Raw genomic sequence first — 16,131 nt, 5'->3', positions numbered from 1 at the left:
CGAATGTGAAATCAGTCAGGGTTCGCTGCATCATCAAGCCGCGCCAGGGTTTCATTCCGCCCAAGCACAAGCATCATGTCAAATACCGAAGGGGTAACTGCCCGGCCTGCCAGCGCGGCCCGCAGCGGGCCGGCCAATTTGCCGAACTTAACCCCGTTCGCCTCTGCGATCGAATTCAGGGTCTCCTCCAGTTCGTTCCGAGACCAGCTAGCATTTTGCAGCTGCGGCGTCAATTCTTTCAGTATACCGTCGGATACTGACGTCAGGGCCTTAGCCGCCTTCTCGTCGGGTTGGATAGGTCTGGACGTCAGAACAAAATGGGCTTTTTCAATGAGTTCCGGGAAAGTGCGCGCTCGATCCTTGAGGCAATACATCGCACGCGCTAGATCACTCGATTGTGTTTCGGTCAGCTGTGATTTGTTTGCTGCAGACAGATAATCCTGGATTTCCTGCTGCAACGCAGCATCCTCTCCTATGGCAATATGTTGTCCGCATAGGTTTTCCAGTTTCTTCAAATCAAACCGTGCGGGACTTTTGCCGATCCCTTCCAGATCAAACCACTCTTTGGCTTGAGCATCAGTAAAGAATTCATCGTTTCCATGGCTCCAACCGAGGCGCGCCAAATAATTGCGCATCCCCGCGGCAGGATAGCCCATGGCTTGATATTCCTGCGCACCCAATGCGCCGTGGCGTTTGCTAAGTTTTTTTCCATCCGGGCCGTGTATTAGTGGGATATGCGCCCAGACCGGGATGTCCCACCCCATCGCCTCATAGATCATCATCTGACGGGCAGCGTTGTTGAGGTGGTCGTCTCCCCGGATCACATGAGTCACGCCCATATCGTGATCATCGACCACAACCGCCAGCATGTAGACCGGCGTACCATCCGAGCGCAGCAGGATCATATCATCAAGCTGATCGTTGCGAATGGTCACGTCGCCCTGCACCTGATCGTGGATCACGGTGGAACCCTCCTGCGGCGCTTTGATGCGGATCGCATAGGGGGCATCTGGGTGCGTGGCTGGGTCGGCATCCCTCCATGGGCTGCGAAACAGCGTCGATTTACCTTCGGCGCGCGCCTGTTCGCGGAACGCAGCGATTTCCTCTTGGGTCGAATAGCACTTGTAGGCCTTGCCCTCAGCAAGCAACTGACGCGCAACTTCGGCATGACGGGCGGCACCTTCGAATTGGCTGACAACGTCCCCGTCGTGATCCAGCCCCAGCCACTTCATACCCTGGAGGATCGCGGCTGTTGCTTCCGGAGTCGAACGTTCCCGATCTGTATCTTCGATCCGTAACAGAAACTTGCCCCCGCGGCCCCGCGCATAAAGCCAGTTGAACAGAGCGGTGCGCGCGCCTCCAATATGCAGAAATCCGGTGGGAGAAGGGGCAAAGCGAGTGACGACCTGATCGGACATTGTGTGGATTAACCTTTTGGTAACCTTAGCGGGCATAGTTTGGCGACTATCTACCCAGCCCGAAGGACGGGGGCAACCATGCGTGTTCTGACACGGGTCGAGACCGCATTGCTGATCCAGCGGGGATATCTGTTCCCGTGGTCTCCGGTCTGTCTAGCGGTCGGGATCGGCTGGTACTTTAGCCTGAGGTTTGAACCCGGCGCAGGCGTGTACGCAATGGTCATTGCGTTTGTGTTGTTGGCGATTGGTTCCAGTCTTTGGTTGAGAGAGGCCTGGCGCCCGCTGCCCATCGGGATGACGCTGATTGCGTTGGGTTTTCTGCTGGCCGGAACGCGGGCCCATATGGTTGCAGAGCCGGTCTTGCAATGGCGCTATTATGGCCCGGTCGAGGGGAGGGTCATAGCGCTGGACCGCTCTGCGTCGGATGCGCTGCGGGTTATGCTGGATCAGGTGCGGATTGTCGATATTCCCGCTGATCAAAGGCCCGGGCGCATCCGACTTTCGATACATGGCGAAACTGTTGCGTTGTCCCCGGGTCAGCGGATCATGACCACCGCGCACCTTTCCCCGCCGCAAGGTCCGGTCGAACCGGGTGGATTTGATTTTCGCCGGCACGCTTGGTTCCAAAAGCTTGGCGCAGTTGGATATACCCGTGTTCCAGTTTTGTCTTCGACCCCGGCTCGCGATGGACAAAGCGGTGTTCGTATTACAGCTTGGCGTATGGCGATCTCGGACAGAGTTCGTGCAATTTTGCCTGGCGAGATCGGCGGATTTGCTGCCGCCGTCACCACAGGGGATCGCAGCGGTATGAGCAAGGCCTCGCTTGAGTCCTTGCGTGCCTCAAATCTGGCGCATCTTCTGGCGATCTCTGGATTGCATATGGGCTTGCTGACTGGTTTTGTATTCGTGGCATACCGCATCGGATTGTCGATGGTGCCTATGCTGGCCCTGCGTTTGCCTGTACGAAAAATGGCAGCGATCTGCGCCTTAGTCGCTGCCACTATCTATTTATTTCTCTCTGGCGGAAACGTCGCGACCGAGCGCGCATTTGTCATGGTTTGCGTCATGCTAGGAGCCGTGATGCTGGACCGCCGCGCGATCTCGCTACGGGCGGTGGCCGTTGCCGCATTGATCGTATTGGTGCTGCGCCCTGAAACACTGCTGAGCCCTGGGTTCCAGATGTCATTTGCTGCGACGACCGCTCTGGTCGCGGGTTTCGGAGCCCTAAGAGACTATGGTCCAATGCCCGGTCCACTCTGGATGCGGCCGGTGTTGGCCTTGTTGATTTCATCGGCCATCGCTGGGATCGCAACTGCCCCCATCGGGGCGGCTCATTTCAACACCGTGTCCCACTATGGATTAATCGCAAACCTCGTCTCGGTCCCGGTGATGGGCACTCTGGTCGTTCCGAGTGCCGTTGTCGCAGCACTTCTTGCGCCATTCGGGCTTGAGGCGATCGCACTGCACGTGATGGGTTTGGGGCTGAATTGGATCCTTGCGGTTGCGTCCTGGGTTTCGGGACTTGAAGGTGCGCGGGGGTTTGTTGTTAGCCCAGGCGCATTTGTACTGCCTGTTATAGCAGTGTCTTTCCTCTGGTTGATCCTGTGGCGAGGGCGCACGCGATGGATTGGATTGGTCCCGGCGGTGGTTGCTACTGCGACGTGGGGGCAGGGGAGCCGCCCTGATGTTCTGATCGCAGATACCGGAGGGCTCGTCGGCGTGATGACCGATCAAGGCCGTGCGCTGAGTAAACCAAAAGGCAGCGGTTTTGTCGCATCGGTTTGGTTGGAGAATGACGGAGACGACGCGGATCAACCAAAGGCGGCGAAGCGCTGGCCTGAGTCCTCAGGGGGTGTCCTACGCTATCTGCTGGGTGACAAAGAGCTAGTGCACCTAACAGGCAAACGCGCTGCGCTTGCCTTTGAAGAGTGCTTGCCAGATCAAATTATTATCTCGTCTGTGTCGTTGTCTCTGACAGGTGCATGTCAGATCTATGACCCGGATGCACTGCGAAACACAGGCAGTCTTGCCATTTCCAAAGGGAGTTTGCTCACCAGTTCAGAGGCTTCAGGACGCCGCCTGTGGTCACCTCAGCCCGGTCAGTAGCTACGGATCAAACCAACCAACCGACCCTGTACTTTCACCTTATCCTCGGGCAACACACGCGTCTCATAAGCCGGGTTTGCTGCTTCAAGTGCAATGGCCTGACCGCGACGGAAAAAGCGCTTTAACGTGGCTTCTTGATCTTCAATCAGCGCCACGACGATATCTCCGTTATCTGCTGCCGTGGTTTCACGGATCACGACGACATCGCCATCGTTGATTCCGGCGTCGATCATCGAGTCGCCCCGCACTTCAAGCGCGTAATGTTCACTGCTGCCTGAAATCATCGAGCCCGGCACTGCCACGCGGTGCGAAACATGGCTTATCGCTTCGATTGGGACACCGGCCGCGATCCGCCCCATGACGGGTAGTTCCATCGCATCAACGGTGACGGGTTCGAAGTTCGCTGGGCGGGTCCCTTCGGGCCGGTCACCTTCAATCACGCGGGGTTTGAAGCCCGCCGTCGGCTCACCACCAAGGCTTTCGGGAAGCTTGACGATTTCAATGGCGCGTGCCCGGTGAGCAAGGCGGCGGATAAAGCCACGTTCTTCCAGCGCCGTGATCAATCGATGGATCCCGGATTTGGAACGCAGGTCCAACGCAGCCTTCATTTCATCAAAACTGGGCGGAACACCGTCCGCTTGCACGCGTTTGTGGATGAATTCCAGCAAATCCAATTGCTTCTTGGTCAGCATCGCTCGTACCTCATCGCTCATGCGTTTTCTTTTGTTCTACGCATGTTCACGTTTTGTGTCAACGGATTTGCTAGATAGGCAGATAGGTGACCTTATCACCGGCAGGGCGCGCGGGATCATTGGGCTGTCGTACCAGCAATGCGTTTGCATGTGCTAAAACACTGAGAAGTGAGCTGTCCTGATCGTCACACGCCCGAATGCCATCTCTGCCCACAATCGCGCGCATATAGTGTTCGCGCCCACCGTTTTCAGTGAGTGGTGCCGTCAGCCGGGCCTGCTGCAGAGGTGGAAGTACCTGTTCTATTCCCAGCATGCGCCGAACCATCGGAACCAAAAACAGATACCCACAGACCATTGCGCTAACCGGATTGCCGGGCAGGCCAACCATTGCTGCGTCGCCGAGGCGTCCAGCCATTAGTGGCTTACCGGGGCGCATGCGGATTTTGTAGAACGACTGCTCCAGCCCTAGGCCTTCCGAGACATCTGCAACCAGATCGTATTCTCCGACCGACGCTCCGCCGATTGTCACCACGAGGTCCGCGCCTTGCGCCAGACCAAAAGCCGTTTCCAGCGAGCCAACCGTGTCTTGTGCGATCGGTAGCACGCGCACATGCGCACCGTTGTTTTCAAGGAGCGCTTTCAGGCCAAACGTGTTTGACGCGATGATTTGATCGGGCCCAGGCGTCTCGCCGGGCATCACCAGTTCATTGCCCGTCGATATTAATGCCACCACAGGTTTTCGGGTCACAGGGACGGAGGCGATATTCATCGCGGCTAAAAGCGCAATATCTTCGGGCCGGAGCTGTCGTGGGGCCATGATTTGGGTGCCGACGGCGAAATCTATGCCAGCAGGGCGGACATTGGTCTTTTCGCCGGGAGGATGAGAGATTGTGATCAGGCTGTCTCTGCGCTCGACATCTTCTTGAATAACGACGAAATCCGCGCCGTCAGGCATCGGCGCACCCGTAAATATTCGCACTGCTTGACCGGGCCCGACCTTGCCTTCAAAGCGCTTTCCGGCTGCGGATTCGCCGATCACTTTGAACATCGCGTGCAACTCAACTTCGGTCGCTTTCACCGCATATCCGTCCATCGAAGACGCTGCAAAAGGGGGTTGATCACGTGTTGCGGCGACGTTCTGCGCCAAGATGCGACCACCTGCCGCTGCAAGATGAACCGTTTCCGCAGACAGAGGCGTGACAAGATCGAACAATAGGGCTCGGGCGTCTTCGACGGAGATCATGACGCCTCGTAACGACCTGATTTACCGCCGTCTTTCAAAAGAACTCGGATGCCGCCAATCTCCATTGCCCTATCCACGGCCTTAGTCATGTCATAGACAGTCAGAGCGGCGGTTGAGACCGCCGTCAGCGCCTCCATCTCGACACCAGTTTGTCCCGCAGTTTTGACGGTGGCTTCGATCTGCACGCCGGGAAGATCCGGATCCAGGGTCAGCTCAACCGCAACTTTGGTAACGGGCAGAGGGTGGCACAGCGGAATTAAGTCCGGAGTTTTCTTTGCGCCCATGATGCCAGCGAGACGCGCAATACCAAGAACGTCGCCTTTCTTGGCGCGACCTTCTGAAATAATATCATAGGTTTCCCGTGCCATCCTGATGTGACCTGCGGCGACTGCAACCCGGTCCGTGACGGCCTTATCGGACACATCCACCATGTGTGCCTCGCCCTTGGCATCGAAATGCGTCAGTGGCATCACATCACTCCGGGGATGAGTGGATTGGCCAGTAGCGAACGGGTTGCGCTGGCCACATCGTCTTGCCGCATCAGGCTTTCGCCAATCAGGAAACAGCGCGCGCCATAGCGGGCGATATCAGCAAGGTCAGCAGGCGTGCTCAGACCGCTTTCGCACACGATCGTGCGATCTGCTGGAACCAACTTCGACAGGTGGCGTGTCGTATCAAGTGTGGTTTCGAAGGTTTTGAGATTGCGGTTGTTTATCCCGATCAGAGGGCTTTTTAGCTGCGTCGCCCGCTCTAGCTCCTCGGCGTCGTGTACTTCGATCAGAACATCCATACCCCAGTCGAACGCTGTCTGCTCAAGCTCTGCAGCTTGCGCATCTTCAACCGAGGCCATGATGATCAGAATACAGTCCGCACCCAGCGCACGGGCTTCGACCACCTGATAGGGATCATACATGAAATCTTTACGCAAAGCGGGCAGAGAACATGCTGCACGGGCTTCAGTCAGGAATTCCTTTGCCCCTTGAAAGCTAGGAGTATCGGTCAGCACCGACAAGCACGCAGCTCCGCCCGCTTCATATGCTTCGGCCAGCGCGGGTGGGTTAAAGTCTTCGCGGATCAATCCCTTGGAAGGGCTGGCTTTTTTAACCTCGGCGATCAGCCCATAGCCGGATCGCGTGGCTTTGTGCAGAGCTTCTGCAAACCCCCGGACCTCTGGTGCATTGCGCGCCTCTGATTCTAGTGTTTCCAGCGATTTGGCTGCCTTGTCTGAGGCGACTTCTTCAAGCTTGTAGGCTTTGATCCTGTCCAGAACGGTCTCGGTCATGCGGCTTCCTGTGTAATGCGTGCCAGAGCGTTGATCTTTTCACGGGCTTTGCCACTGTCGATGCTTTCAGCGGCCATTGCCACTCCTTCACGCAGATCACTGGCGGCATCTGCGACAACAAGTGCGGCGGCAGAATTCAGCAGTACAGCGTCACGGTAGGCCGATGGCTGGCCGTCCAGCAAGGCACGGAATGCGATGGCGTTTTCTTCCGGTGTTCCACCGACAATATCCTCGAATGGGTGGACTGGCAGACCTGCGTCTTCAGGGTGAAGCTCGACCTCTTTGACAACGCCGTCCTCAACGGAGGCGATCCAGCTGACGCCTGTAATCGTCAATTCGTCGGTCCCGTCCGAACCATGCACCAACCAGGCATGCTCGGCGCCCAGCAGGCCGAGAGTTTCGGCCATTGGGCGGATCAGATCACGGCTAAACGCTCCGGTCAGTTGGCGTTTCACACCAGCCGGGTTGGTGAGAGGACCCAGAATGTTGAAAATCGTGCGCGTACCAAGTTCTTGCCTCGAAGGCATGACATGGGCAATCGCAGGGTGATGCATCGGCGCCATCATGAAGCCGATACCGACCTCTTGTAACGCCTTTTCAACCACTTCCGCGCCGACCATCACATTAATTCCAAGCTGACCAAGTGCATCCGCCGCACCGGATTTCGAACTTAGGTTTCGGTTGCCATGTTTTGCAACGGTGACACCGGCACCCGCCGTTACAAAGGCCGTGGCCGTCGAGATGTTGAGCGTACCCTTGCCGTCACCCCCGGTTCCAACGATATCCATCGCACCAGCTGGGGCCTTCACTGCATTGCATTTCGCCCTCATCACGGCGGCAGCCGCAGCGTATTCATCTACCGTTTCACCCCGAGTACGCATCGCCATCAGCAATCCGCCGATCTGGCTCGGAGTCGCGGCACCGTCAAACAGGATTCCGAAGGCCTGTTCAGCCTCGGCACGGGTCAAAGGTCGATCGGCCGCAGCACCGATCAGCGGTTTCAGAGCATCGCTCATGCGGGGACTTTCATTTCATTCAGGAAATTCTTGAGCAGGGCATGACCGTGCTCGGATGCGATGGATTCCGGATGGAACTGGACGCCGTGAATGGGAAGCTCTTTGTGCTGCAAGCCCATGATGGTGCCATCCTCAAGTTCGGCGGTGATCTCAAGGCACTCGGGCAAGCTTTCGCGTTCAACGACCAATGAGTGGTAGCGGGTCGCCTCGAATGGTGACGGCAAACCAGCGAATACGCCTTTACCAGTGTGATTCATCGTGCCCATCTTGCCATGCACGATCTCATGGCATCGCACGACCTTGCCGCCAAAGACCTGACCAATGGTTTGATGGCCGAGGCAGACGCCCATCAGCGGTGTCTGCGTTTCGGCTGCCGCTTCGGTCAGTGCAAGGCAGATACCTGCCTGATCGGGATCACAAGGGCCGGGGCTCAGCAGGATGCCAGCCGGATTCATCGCCATCGCTTCCTGTACGTCCAGCGCATCATTCCGGCGCACGACCATCTCGGCCCCAAGTTCGCCCAGATAATGAACGAGGTTGTAGGTAAACGAGTCATAGTTGTCGATCAGCAGCAGCATTTGGGTACTTATCTTCCTATCGGCATTTCAGACTGGCGATGCAGCCCTTGAGCGCGGTATAATGTCGGGACATACATGCTCAGGCTTGTGCGGCAGCGTCAAGAGGACATACCCAACTTGGCGCAGTGCAAGTGAGCGCCGCAGAAGATGGCGTATGAGTGGTTGAGGCACGAAACAACGCGAGAGGCGAGATTTCGATGAGCGGATTTTATGGTGGATTGATCGCTGGTGCGGTCTCTGTACTGGCATTGGGCGCGGTCCTGTCGCTGTCCACACCCTTGTCGCGCAAGCCAGAAGTCGCGGCAACCGCACCCGAAGTGGCTGATGCGCCTGATGCGCCTGAAACAGCGAATGTCGATAGCACTGGTGTCGATGCAGATCTGGTTGAGTTGCCACCATCGGGTCCCGAAAGCCCGGAACTCTCGTCAGATACTCTGGATGGTTTGGCAGACGTCGAGCTTGAGCCTGGGCCTCCTCCCCAGTCAAGTGACTCGCCTGTTGCCACCGCAGCACCTGCTGGAATTTCGACACCCGCGGTGACCGTTCAGACAGATGCGCCGACAGCACCGCCGCCGCTTGCGGAACCAGAAACGCCCAGACCAGAGGCTGAACCGGCCAGGGTTGCAGACGCGCCTCCAGCGCCAGAGCCTGAAGCGGTACCTGAGCCCCGGATCGTGGAAGAAGCGCCTGAGGAACAAGCACCTCAAGTGGCGGCACTGGAACCCGAGACCGAAGAATTGCCGGACGTAACTTTTGAGGTTCCGGTAACCGAGGGCATGCCTAACGATAACCCGATTGCCGTTGAGGGCGAAGAAGATACACGCCCGGTCAGCAAGCCGCGCGTGCTGACGCTGCCTCAAATTGGCGGGGAAGGGACCGCGAGCTCTAATTCACTGATCGGCAAACGTGTCGTACCCCTGACCGAAAGGGATGACGCACCCGTTGAGCAAACCGAGGTAGTGCCTGAGGTGGCGGCAAAACCTATCGAAGCGCATGCTGCGATCTTTGAGAACCCCGAAGCCAAGCCATTGATGTCTATCATTTTGATCGACGATGAAGGAGCATTTGGAGCCGAGGCGCTTCAGGATTTTCCATACCCGCTAAGCTTTGCCATTAGCCCGTCAGACCCGGATGCAGCCGAAAAAATGGCGCGCCATCGCGAAGCGGGTTTTGAGGTGCTGGCGATGATTGACATGCACGAAGCTGCCAGCGCTCAGGATGCAGAAGTATCCTTGTCGGTGTGGTTGGATGAGTTACCCCACACAGTAGGCATTTTAGAGGGCGTCGAAAGCGGTATTCAGGGCAACCGAAAACTGGCAGACCAGGTCGCAGCGATTGTAGGTGATACCGGCCGGGGGCTGGTTACGCAGGACAATGGTCTGAACACCGCGCAGAAACTCGCCGCCCGCAATGGCGTACCGTCTAGCGTCGTGTTCCGCGATTTCGATGGGGCCAAGCAGGATCCCAAGATAATGCGGCGCTTTCTAGATCAAGCCGCATTCCGCGCCGGGCAGGAGGGTGCGGTCGTAATGCTTGGCCGATTGCGCCCCGAAACGATCTCGGCCTTGTTGCTGTGGGGGCTTGAGGATCGCGGCAGCCGGGTGGCGATGGCACCGATCTCAGCCGTGATGATGAAAGAGGTCGAACAAGGTGCTTCCGAAGCCTTGACGGACGGGTAATAGCGACACCTTGTTGCCGCTTGCTCAGCTGTTTCCGCTGCCGGTAAAACGCGCCGCATCTGCCGCCGCGCGTCGGATCGCGTTCGATTTGTGCACGGTCTCCATATATTCCGCCTCGGGGTCGCTATCATAGACAACGCCGCCGCCAGCTTGGATATACAGCTTGTGGTCTTTCACGATGGCCGTACGCAAAGCGATGCACATGTCCATGTCGCCACCAGCGCTGAAATACCCAACACCGCCACCGTAGATGCCGCGTTTTTCGGGCTCCAACTCGTCGATAATCTCCATCGCGCGCACTTTTGGCGCGCCCGAGACCGTACCCGCAGGCATCCCGGCAAAGAAGGCATCCAGCGCGTCTTTGTCTTCGGCAAGTTCTCCGACCACGTTCGATACGATATGCATCACGTGGCTGTAGCGTTCGATGATGAACTCTTCGGTGGGGCGGACGGTTCCGATCTTGGACACACGGCCTGTATCGTTGCGTCCAAGGTCCAATAGCATGAGGTGCTCGGCCAGTTCCTTTTTGTCGGCAAGCAGATCGACTTCGTTGGCCTTGTCTTCCTCGGGCGTTGTGCCTCGCGGGCGGGTACCTGCGATGGGGCGGATCGTGACTTCATCCCCAAAGACGCGGACCAGGATTTCAGGGCTCGCGCCTACAACCTGAAAGCCACCGAAGTTGAAATAGAACATGAAGGGCGACGGGTTCGTACGCCGCAGCGAGCGGTAGAGGGCAAATGGGGGCTGCGGAAAGTCCTGCGTCCAGCGTTGGGCCGGGACAACCTGGAAGATATCGCCCGCGCGGATATATTCCTTGGCCTTTTCAACGGCCTCCATGTAGCCCGATTTGGTGAAGTTGGATACTGGATGACCAACTTCAATCGCGTCGCCCAGATCGCGTGTCTCGGCGGGCATTGCGCGCTCCAGATCACGCACTGCGTCCATGACACGCTCTGCAGCTTGTGCATATGCGGCCTTAGCGGATTGTCCGTCGCTGACCCAGGCCGGAGACACAACCGTGACCTCACCTTTGACGCCGTCCAATACGGCGATCACCGAAGGCCGCAGCATGATCGCATCCGGCAGGTCCAGCGGGTCGGGGTTCACATCCGGCAAGTATTCCACAAGCCGCACCATGTCATAGCCCAGATAGCCAAACAGCCCGGCAGCTGCCTGTGGTAGATCGTCAGGCAGCGCGATGCGGCTTTCGGCCAGCAAATCGCGCAGGTTATCCATCGGGTTGCCATCCTGTGGCTGAAACGCGTCGGCATCAAACCGGGCCGACCGGTTCAGGGCCGATGTTTCGCCATGACACCGCCAGACGAGATCGGGTTTCATGCCAATGATCGAGTAGCGACCGCGCACTTCGCCACCTGTCACCGATTCGAGCATGAAGGCGTCTTTTTGTGCGCCCGTAAGCTTGAGCATCAAAGACACAGGCGTGTCCAGATCGGCGGCGAGCCGGGTATAGACGACCTGATTTTCACCCGCGTCATATGCGCGCGCGAAAGTTTCGAATTCCGGGGTCAGGGCCATGTGCTGTCTCTTTAATAGCTTGACCGTACCGCGTTCAGCGCTTGCTGATCCAGTACTGGGCGCGCGCGGGTCTGGGCGTTGCGCACATAGATATCAAAGATGTTCTGCGCCAATGCCTGGTCAAACTGTGCTGCAAGAGCATCCTGCATCTGACGCTGTTCGTCGGTCTCGGCTGGTGGCAGCTCTTCATCCAAGCGCACGATCAGGGCAGTGCCGTTTCCGGGAATGACGCGTAATTCACCCGGTTCCAGCTCGAAGACCTGTGTCATGAAATCTACCGGAGTATCCTCAAGGAACGCAGTGCGCGTCAGGGCGTTTTCGACCCGGAAGGGCAGGCCAGTCGCCGTGAAATCTCCATCCGTCGCCAATTGGGTCAGCACCGAGTTGGCCTGATTTTGTAGCGCCTTCGCGGTCTCTGCTTGTGTCCAGGCCTCAGCAACCCGCCCTCGGGCATTCTCAAGCGGTTCAGGGCGGGGTTCTAGCACTTCATTCAGGCGCAAAGCAAAGATTGAACCGTCTTCGAGGAACGCGACTTCGGGAAAATCACCCTCTTGCACGGCCTCGGCGGCGGCGCGGAAGCCGTCATAGGCGGCAACGCCATCATCGCTTTGCTGGGTCCAGTCGATCTGGCCCAGTTCCAATTCAGTCTCATCGACCAATTCTTCCAGCGTTGCGCCGCCAGCAAGCAAATCGTTGATGTCCTCGGCCTGCGCCTCGATCTGACGGCGCGCGCGATCTGAGGCAAGTTCATCACGCAATTCGGGCTCAGCATCTTCAAAGCTTACATTGTTTTCTGCCAGTGATCCGTTGATCCGGAACAAGGCTGGACCAAAAACAGATGGTAGCGGGCCGACGACATCGTCGATCTCGGCAGCGAATACAGCATCAGCGGCATCGCCAAGGTCCTCGCGGGTGACGTCACCCAGATCTACATCGCCCAGCTCAAGTTGCCGATCGCGGACCAGTTGTTCAAAATCTGCTCCACCAACCTCCAGCTGAGCCAGGGCCTCGGTTGCGGCTTCTTCGCTGGGATAGGTCAGGCGTTCGACCAAACGGCGCTCGGGCTGGAAATACTGTTCTGCGCGCTGGTCGTAGAGGCGGCGCAACGAGTCTTCGTCGATCTCAATCGTATCAAGCAGCATCTCTGGTGACAAAATGGCATACGTCAGTTGCTTGGTGCGGGGCAGTGTAAACAGATCAGTGTTCTCGTCATAGAATGTCTGAATCTGATCTTCTGTCGGTTCTGCCACGGGCGTCTCCAACGCGTCTGCGGACAGCGTCGCCACGGTAAAGCTGCGGCGGGCCAGTACATAGTTCGCCATTGCTTCGGTCAGAGCACGCGGCATCTCAACCCCGCCCATGACTGCACCCTGCACGATTGTGCGGGCAGATTCCTTGCGCAAATCCGATTCGAACTCGGAATCAGTCATCCCGACCTGTTCGAGCTGAAAGCGATAGGCTTCGCGGTCGAATGTACCGTTCACCCCCTGGAATGCGGGTATCTGGACGATCTCGTTCTGCAGGTTCTCGTCGCCGATCGAAATGCCAAGCTGCCCGACTTCATTGTCCAGCGCGGCCAGTGCAATCAGACGCGACAAGGCCAATTGGTCCAATCCAAGATCGTGCGCTTGCGAAATCTGCATTGGCTGTCCGGTTTGCGCCTCGACCGCCCTGATTTCGCGCTGAAGTTCGCGGAAGTATTCGTCGACCGAAACACTCTCATCACCGACCTGCGCAACAGTACGCACGGTTCCGGTCAGGCTGGTGGCGCCAAAGCCAGCAAGGCCCAGCATCAAAAGACCCATGAGAATCCAGACAAAGGTTTTGGATAGGTTTTTCATGCCTGCGGCCATGGTGCCCTCTTGGTTTGGTCGGCGTGTGTCTGCCCTGCTAGTTGCGGCCCTGAATACGATGCGTGCAGCCGAGGGGCAAGCTTAGAAGGACAGGGCCTGCAAACGGTCGAACAATTGCGCGATTCCGGCGCGGTCGAGATTGGCAAACGCGATGCGGACCTGTTGTTTCCCTGCCGGGTCATGCGCGGGCATGAACATGGTTCCGGGCAACAGCAGAATGCCCGCCTCAGGCACCAACTGCCGGGCCAAATCGTCCGATGCGATTTGATAGGGGTGTTTGAGATAGGCGAAGTAAGCACCCAGCCCCAGAAGACGCCAGCCTTTTGCCTCTAGCCGAGGCATTCCTTCGGCAATTGCAGCCCTTCGGTCTAGAATCTCATCACGCTCACCGGCAACCCAATGAGACAGGTTCTGCATTCCCCAAAGCGCAGCGAATTGACCGATCTGGCCGGGGCAGATCGCAACGGTGTCCAAAAACTTCTCAATCTCCGACAAAAGCGATGAACCGGTAGCAATTGCGCCGACTCGGTGCCCAGTCAGGCGATAGGCTTTCGAGAACGAGTAGAGATGCACAAAGGTTTCGCACCAATCAGGCTGCTGGAACAATTCATGTGGCGCACCAGATCGGCTGTCGAAATCGCGATAGGTTTCATCAACCAGCAGACGAATCCCTGTTTCCTGCGCGAGTTCATAGAAGCGGCGTACCAGGTCTGATGGGTATTCGACACCACCGGGATTGTTCGGCGTGACCAATGCAATGGCCCGCGTTTTCTCGCTGATCAGTGCGCGCGCCATCTCGGGATCGGGCAACAGATCGTTACCGGTGGGCAAGTCGATGGCTTTGACACCGGCCATATCCAGCCACATTTTGTGATTGAAATACCACGGGGTTGGCAGAATGACCTCATCACCCTGATCCGTAATCGCCGAGATCACGGCCGAGAAAGCCTGATTGCAGCCCGAAGTAATCGCGACCTGATTAGCCTTAATTCTTGCTTCGTAGTGTTCGCTGATCTGTGCAGCCAGCTCGGTCCGTAATTCATCATTGCCCAGAACTGGGCCATAGAGATGTGCGCTGTCCTGTTCGACTGCGAATTCGGCCATAGCTTGCCGCAAGGCCAGTGGCGGTGGATCGACCGGAGCCGCCTGGCTGACATTGATCAGCGGACGGTCTTCAGGAAACTCGACCCCGTCCAGCCAACGCCGCGCCTCCATCACCGGAGGGGCAAAGGTGGCGGCGGTACGGGTCATATTCATGGAAAGTCCGTGTTATTAGTGTTCAAGCAAACGCTTGATCAATCGGTACCCCGGTAAGGTTCGACATATTGCAAGGCCATATCCCATGGGAAGAAGATCCAGGTGTCTTGGCTGACCTCGGTAATAAAGGTATCAACCATCGGCCGGCCCTTGGGTTTGGCATATACAGTCGCGAAATGCGCCTTGGGATACATTTCGCGCACGAGTTCAAGCGTTTTTCCACTGTCGACCAGATCATCTATGATCAGGATACCCGTCCCATCGCCCATCAAATCAGCATTGGGGGCTTTTAGAATCTCAGCCTCACCCTGTGACTGGTGGTGATACGACCGCACGCTGACAGTGTCGACCGTGCGGATATCCAGTTCACGGCTGACGATCATCGCAGGGGCCATGCCGCCCCGAGTGATCGCTACGACGGCGCGCCAAGCGCCATCATCGGGACCTTGCCCATCAAGACGCCAAGCCAAGGCGCGCGAGTCGCGATGAATCTGATCCCAACTAATGTGGAAGCCCTTTTCGTGGGGCAGGCGGTCCTTGGCGCTCATGATCTATTACCCTTTTTCAACGTCCGGCGCATCGACGGCCTTCATGCCGACGATGTGATAGCCCGAATCCACGTGCAGATTCTCTCCGGTCACACCGCTGCTGAGGTCTGACAGCAGGTACAGCGCCGATTTGCCGACATCATCGATGGTCACGTTGCGACGCAGCGGAGAATTATACTCGTTCCACTTCATGATATAGCGGAAGTCGCCGATGCCGCTGGCTGCGAGTGTCTTGATTGGACCCGCCGAGATCGAGTTGACGCGAATACCGTCTTTTCCCAGATCCTCAGCCAGATACTTGACCGATGCCTCAAGCGCAGCCTTGGCGACACCCATAACATTATAATGGGGCATGACCTGTTCAGCGCCGTAATAGGTGAGGGTGACTGCGCTACCGCCTTCGCCCATCATCTTCTCTGCGCGCTGCATAACGGCTGTAAAAGAGTAGACCGATACGTCCATGGTCAGATTGAAGTTAGCGCGCGATGTGTCGACGTAGCGCCCACGAAGCTCGTTCTTGTCAGAAAAGCCAATGGCGTGAACAACAAAGTCAAGCCTTCCCCATTTCTCTTCAAGCGAGTTGAAAAGGTTATCAATCGATTCCTCGTCGCTGACATCGCAGGGCAGAACGATTTCGCTGCCCAATTGCGCAGCCAGTGGGTCGACACGTTTTTTCAGCGCGTCTCCCTGATAGGAAAAGGCCAGTTCGGCCCCGGCGTCGGACAAGGCGCGGGCTATCCCCCATGCGATTGATTTGTCATTGGCCAGTCCCATGATGAGGCCGCGTTTTCCGGCCATCAACTGATTTGACATCTTCGGTTCTCCGCCTGTCGTCGCATTGTGTTGAGTTGGTTTATGCCATTGATTGTCCTGCGGCAAGGCCATGCGCTCTTGCCCGCAGCGGGTTCTCGCCTTAGGGTCGG

General features: G+C 57.4%; 14 protein-coding genes. 2 read left to right on the top strand and 12 right to left on the bottom strand.

Annotated elements, in window-relative coordinates; translation table 11 throughout:
• Nucleotides 1–11: 11 nt before the first annotated feature.
• On the bottom strand, nt 12–1,418 hold the full coding sequence (gene gltX, locus ACR0DU_RS03725; RefSeq protein WP_480872532.1) for a glutamate--tRNA ligase: 1,407 nt from the start codon (nt 1,416–1,418) through the stop codon (nt 12–14).
• Nucleotides 1,419–1,496: 78 nt separating this feature from the next.
• Between gltX and ACR0DU_RS03720 the strand changes: the two genes are divergently transcribed.
• Nucleotides 1,497–3,524 (top strand): ComEC/Rec2 family competence protein, encoded by a 2,028-nt coding sequence (locus ACR0DU_RS03720; RefSeq protein ID WP_480872530.1) that lies wholly within the window; start codon nt 1,497–1,499, stop codon nt 3,522–3,524.
• On the opposite strand, the gene lexA is transcribed toward ACR0DU_RS03720, so the two are convergent.
• From lexA to ACR0DU_RS03690, 6 genes are all read right to left on the bottom strand, one after another.
• The gene (gene lexA / locus ACR0DU_RS03715) at nt 3,518–4,216 is read right to left on the bottom strand and encodes a transcriptional repressor LexA (RefSeq protein ID WP_480872745.1); all 699 of its coding nucleotides are present in this window, start codon (nt 4,214–4,216) and stop codon (nt 3,518–3,520) included. The two genes, ACR0DU_RS03720 and lexA, sit on opposite strands and share 7 nt — an antisense overlap.
• Nucleotides 4,217–4,286: 70 nt before the next feature.
• Nucleotides 4,287–5,459 (bottom strand): molybdopterin molybdotransferase MoeA, encoded by a 1,173-nt coding sequence (locus ACR0DU_RS03710; RefSeq protein ID WP_480872528.1) that lies wholly within the window; start codon nt 5,457–5,459, stop codon nt 4,287–4,289.
• On the bottom strand, nt 5,456–5,929 hold the full coding sequence (gene moaC, locus ACR0DU_RS03705; protein ID WP_170778473.1) for a cyclic pyranopterin monophosphate synthase MoaC: 474 nt from the start codon (nt 5,927–5,929) through the stop codon (nt 5,456–5,458). The genes ACR0DU_RS03710 and moaC overlap by 4 nt, the downstream gene beginning before the upstream one ends.
• Nucleotides 5,929–6,741, bottom strand: coding sequence for an indole-3-glycerol phosphate synthase TrpC (gene trpC, locus ACR0DU_RS03700; RefSeq protein WP_170778474.1), 813 nt, complete (start codon nt 6,739–6,741; stop codon nt 5,929–5,931). Before trpC ends, moaC begins: the two co-directional genes overlap by 1 nt.
• Nucleotides 6,738–7,757 (bottom strand): anthranilate phosphoribosyltransferase, encoded by a 1,020-nt coding sequence (gene trpD, locus ACR0DU_RS03695; protein WP_480872527.1) that lies wholly within the window; start codon nt 7,755–7,757, stop codon nt 6,738–6,740. Before trpD ends, trpC begins: the two co-directional genes overlap by 4 nt.
• Nucleotides 7,754–8,335: an anthranilate synthase component II gene (locus tag ACR0DU_RS03690; protein WP_170470574.1), complete on the bottom strand. Its 582-nt coding sequence runs from the start codon at nt 8,333–8,335 to the stop codon at nt 7,754–7,756. The genes trpD and ACR0DU_RS03690 overlap by 4 nt, the downstream gene beginning before the upstream one ends.
• Nucleotides 8,336–8,532: 197 nt before the next feature.
• On the opposite strand from ACR0DU_RS03690, the gene ACR0DU_RS03685 reads away from it, so the two are divergent.
• Nucleotides 8,533–10,014: a divergent polysaccharide deacetylase family protein gene (locus ACR0DU_RS03685; RefSeq protein WP_480872525.1), complete on the top strand. Its 1,482-nt coding sequence runs from the start codon at nt 8,533–8,535 to the stop codon at nt 10,012–10,014.
• A 24-nt stretch (nt 10,015–10,038) separates the two neighbouring features.
• On the opposite strand, the gene trpE is transcribed toward ACR0DU_RS03685, so the two are convergent.
• From trpE to fabI, 5 genes are all read right to left on the bottom strand, one after another.
• Entirely contained in the window at nt 10,039–11,550 is a 1,512-nt protein-coding gene (trpE, locus tag ACR0DU_RS03680; protein ID WP_480872523.1) for an anthranilate synthase component I, read from the bottom strand.
• An 11-nt stretch (nt 11,551–11,561) separates the two neighbouring features.
• Nucleotides 11,562–13,403, bottom strand: a complete 1,842-nt coding sequence (locus ACR0DU_RS03675) for a peptidyl-prolyl cis-trans isomerase (protein WP_010440277.1) — start codon at nt 13,401–13,403, stop codon at nt 11,562–11,564.
• Between the two features lie 81 nt (nt 13,404–13,484).
• Nucleotides 13,485–14,660 carry an aminotransferase gene (locus ACR0DU_RS03670; protein ID WP_480872521.1) on the bottom strand — a complete coding sequence of 392 codons (1,176 nt, stop codon included), beginning with the start codon at nt 14,658–14,660 and terminating at the stop codon, nt 13,485–13,487.
• 38 nt (nt 14,661–14,698) lie between these two features.
• A complete protein-coding gene (gene gpt / locus ACR0DU_RS03665; protein ID WP_010440275.1) occupies nt 14,699–15,208 on the bottom strand; it encodes a xanthine phosphoribosyltransferase in 510 nt (169 codons plus the stop codon).
• 6 nt (nt 15,209–15,214) lie between these two features.
• The gene (fabI, locus tag ACR0DU_RS03660) at nt 15,215–16,021 is read right to left on the bottom strand and encodes an enoyl-ACP reductase FabI (protein ID WP_010440274.1); all 807 of its coding nucleotides are present in this window, start codon (nt 16,019–16,021) and stop codon (nt 15,215–15,217) included.
• Nucleotides 16,022–16,131: the final 110 nt, after the last annotated feature.

The organism is Ruegeria sp. G2 (assembly GCF_056533505.1).
This window is presented reverse-complemented; position numbering and strand designations above follow the sequence as displayed.

Excerpts from the sequence above, each read along its gene's own strand:
- gltX (WP_480872532.1), bottom strand. The coding sequence starts at position 1,418 with ATGTCCGATCAGGTCGTCACTCGCTTTGCCCCTTCTCCCACCGGATTT.
- ACR0DU_RS03720 (WP_480872530.1), top strand. The coding sequence starts at position 1,497 with ATGCGTGTTCTGACACGGGTCGAGACCGCATTGCTGATCCAGCGGGGA.
- lexA (WP_480872745.1), bottom strand. The coding sequence starts at position 4,216 with ATGCTGACCAAGAAGCAATTGGATTTGCTGGAATTCATCCACAAACGC.
- ACR0DU_RS03710 (WP_480872528.1), bottom strand. The coding sequence starts at position 5,459 with ATGATCTCCGTCGAAGACGCCCGAGCCCTATTGTTCGATCTTGTCACG.
- moaC (WP_170778473.1), bottom strand. The coding sequence starts at position 5,929 with ATGCCACTGACGCATTTCGATGCCAAGGGCGAGGCACACATGGTGGAT.
- trpC (WP_170778474.1), bottom strand. The coding sequence starts at position 6,741 with ATGACCGAGACCGTTCTGGACAGGATCAAAGCCTACAAGCTTGAAGAA.
- trpD (WP_480872527.1), bottom strand. The coding sequence starts at position 7,757 with ATGAGCGATGCTCTGAAACCGCTGATCGGTGCTGCGGCCGATCGACCT.
- ACR0DU_RS03690 (WP_170470574.1), bottom strand. The coding sequence starts at position 8,335 with ATGCTGCTGCTGATCGACAACTATGACTCGTTTACCTACAACCTCGTT.
- ACR0DU_RS03685 (WP_480872525.1), top strand. The coding sequence starts at position 8,533 with ATGAGCGGATTTTATGGTGGATTGATCGCTGGTGCGGTCTCTGTACTG.
- trpE (WP_480872523.1), bottom strand. The coding sequence starts at position 11,550 with ATGGCCCTGACCCCGGAATTCGAAACTTTCGCGCGCGCATATGACGCG.
- ACR0DU_RS03675 (WP_010440277.1), bottom strand. The coding sequence starts at position 13,403 with ATGGCCGCAGGCATGAAAAACCTATCCAAAACCTTTGTCTGGATTCTC.
- ACR0DU_RS03670 (WP_480872521.1), bottom strand. The coding sequence starts at position 14,660 with ATGAATATGACCCGTACCGCCGCCACCTTTGCCCCTCCGGTGATGGAG.
- gpt (WP_010440275.1), bottom strand. The coding sequence starts at position 15,208 with ATGAGCGCCAAGGACCGCCTGCCCCACGAAAAGGGCTTCCACATTAGT.
- fabI (WP_010440274.1), bottom strand. The coding sequence starts at position 16,021 with ATGTCAAATCAGTTGATGGCCGGAAAACGCGGCCTCATCATGGGACTG.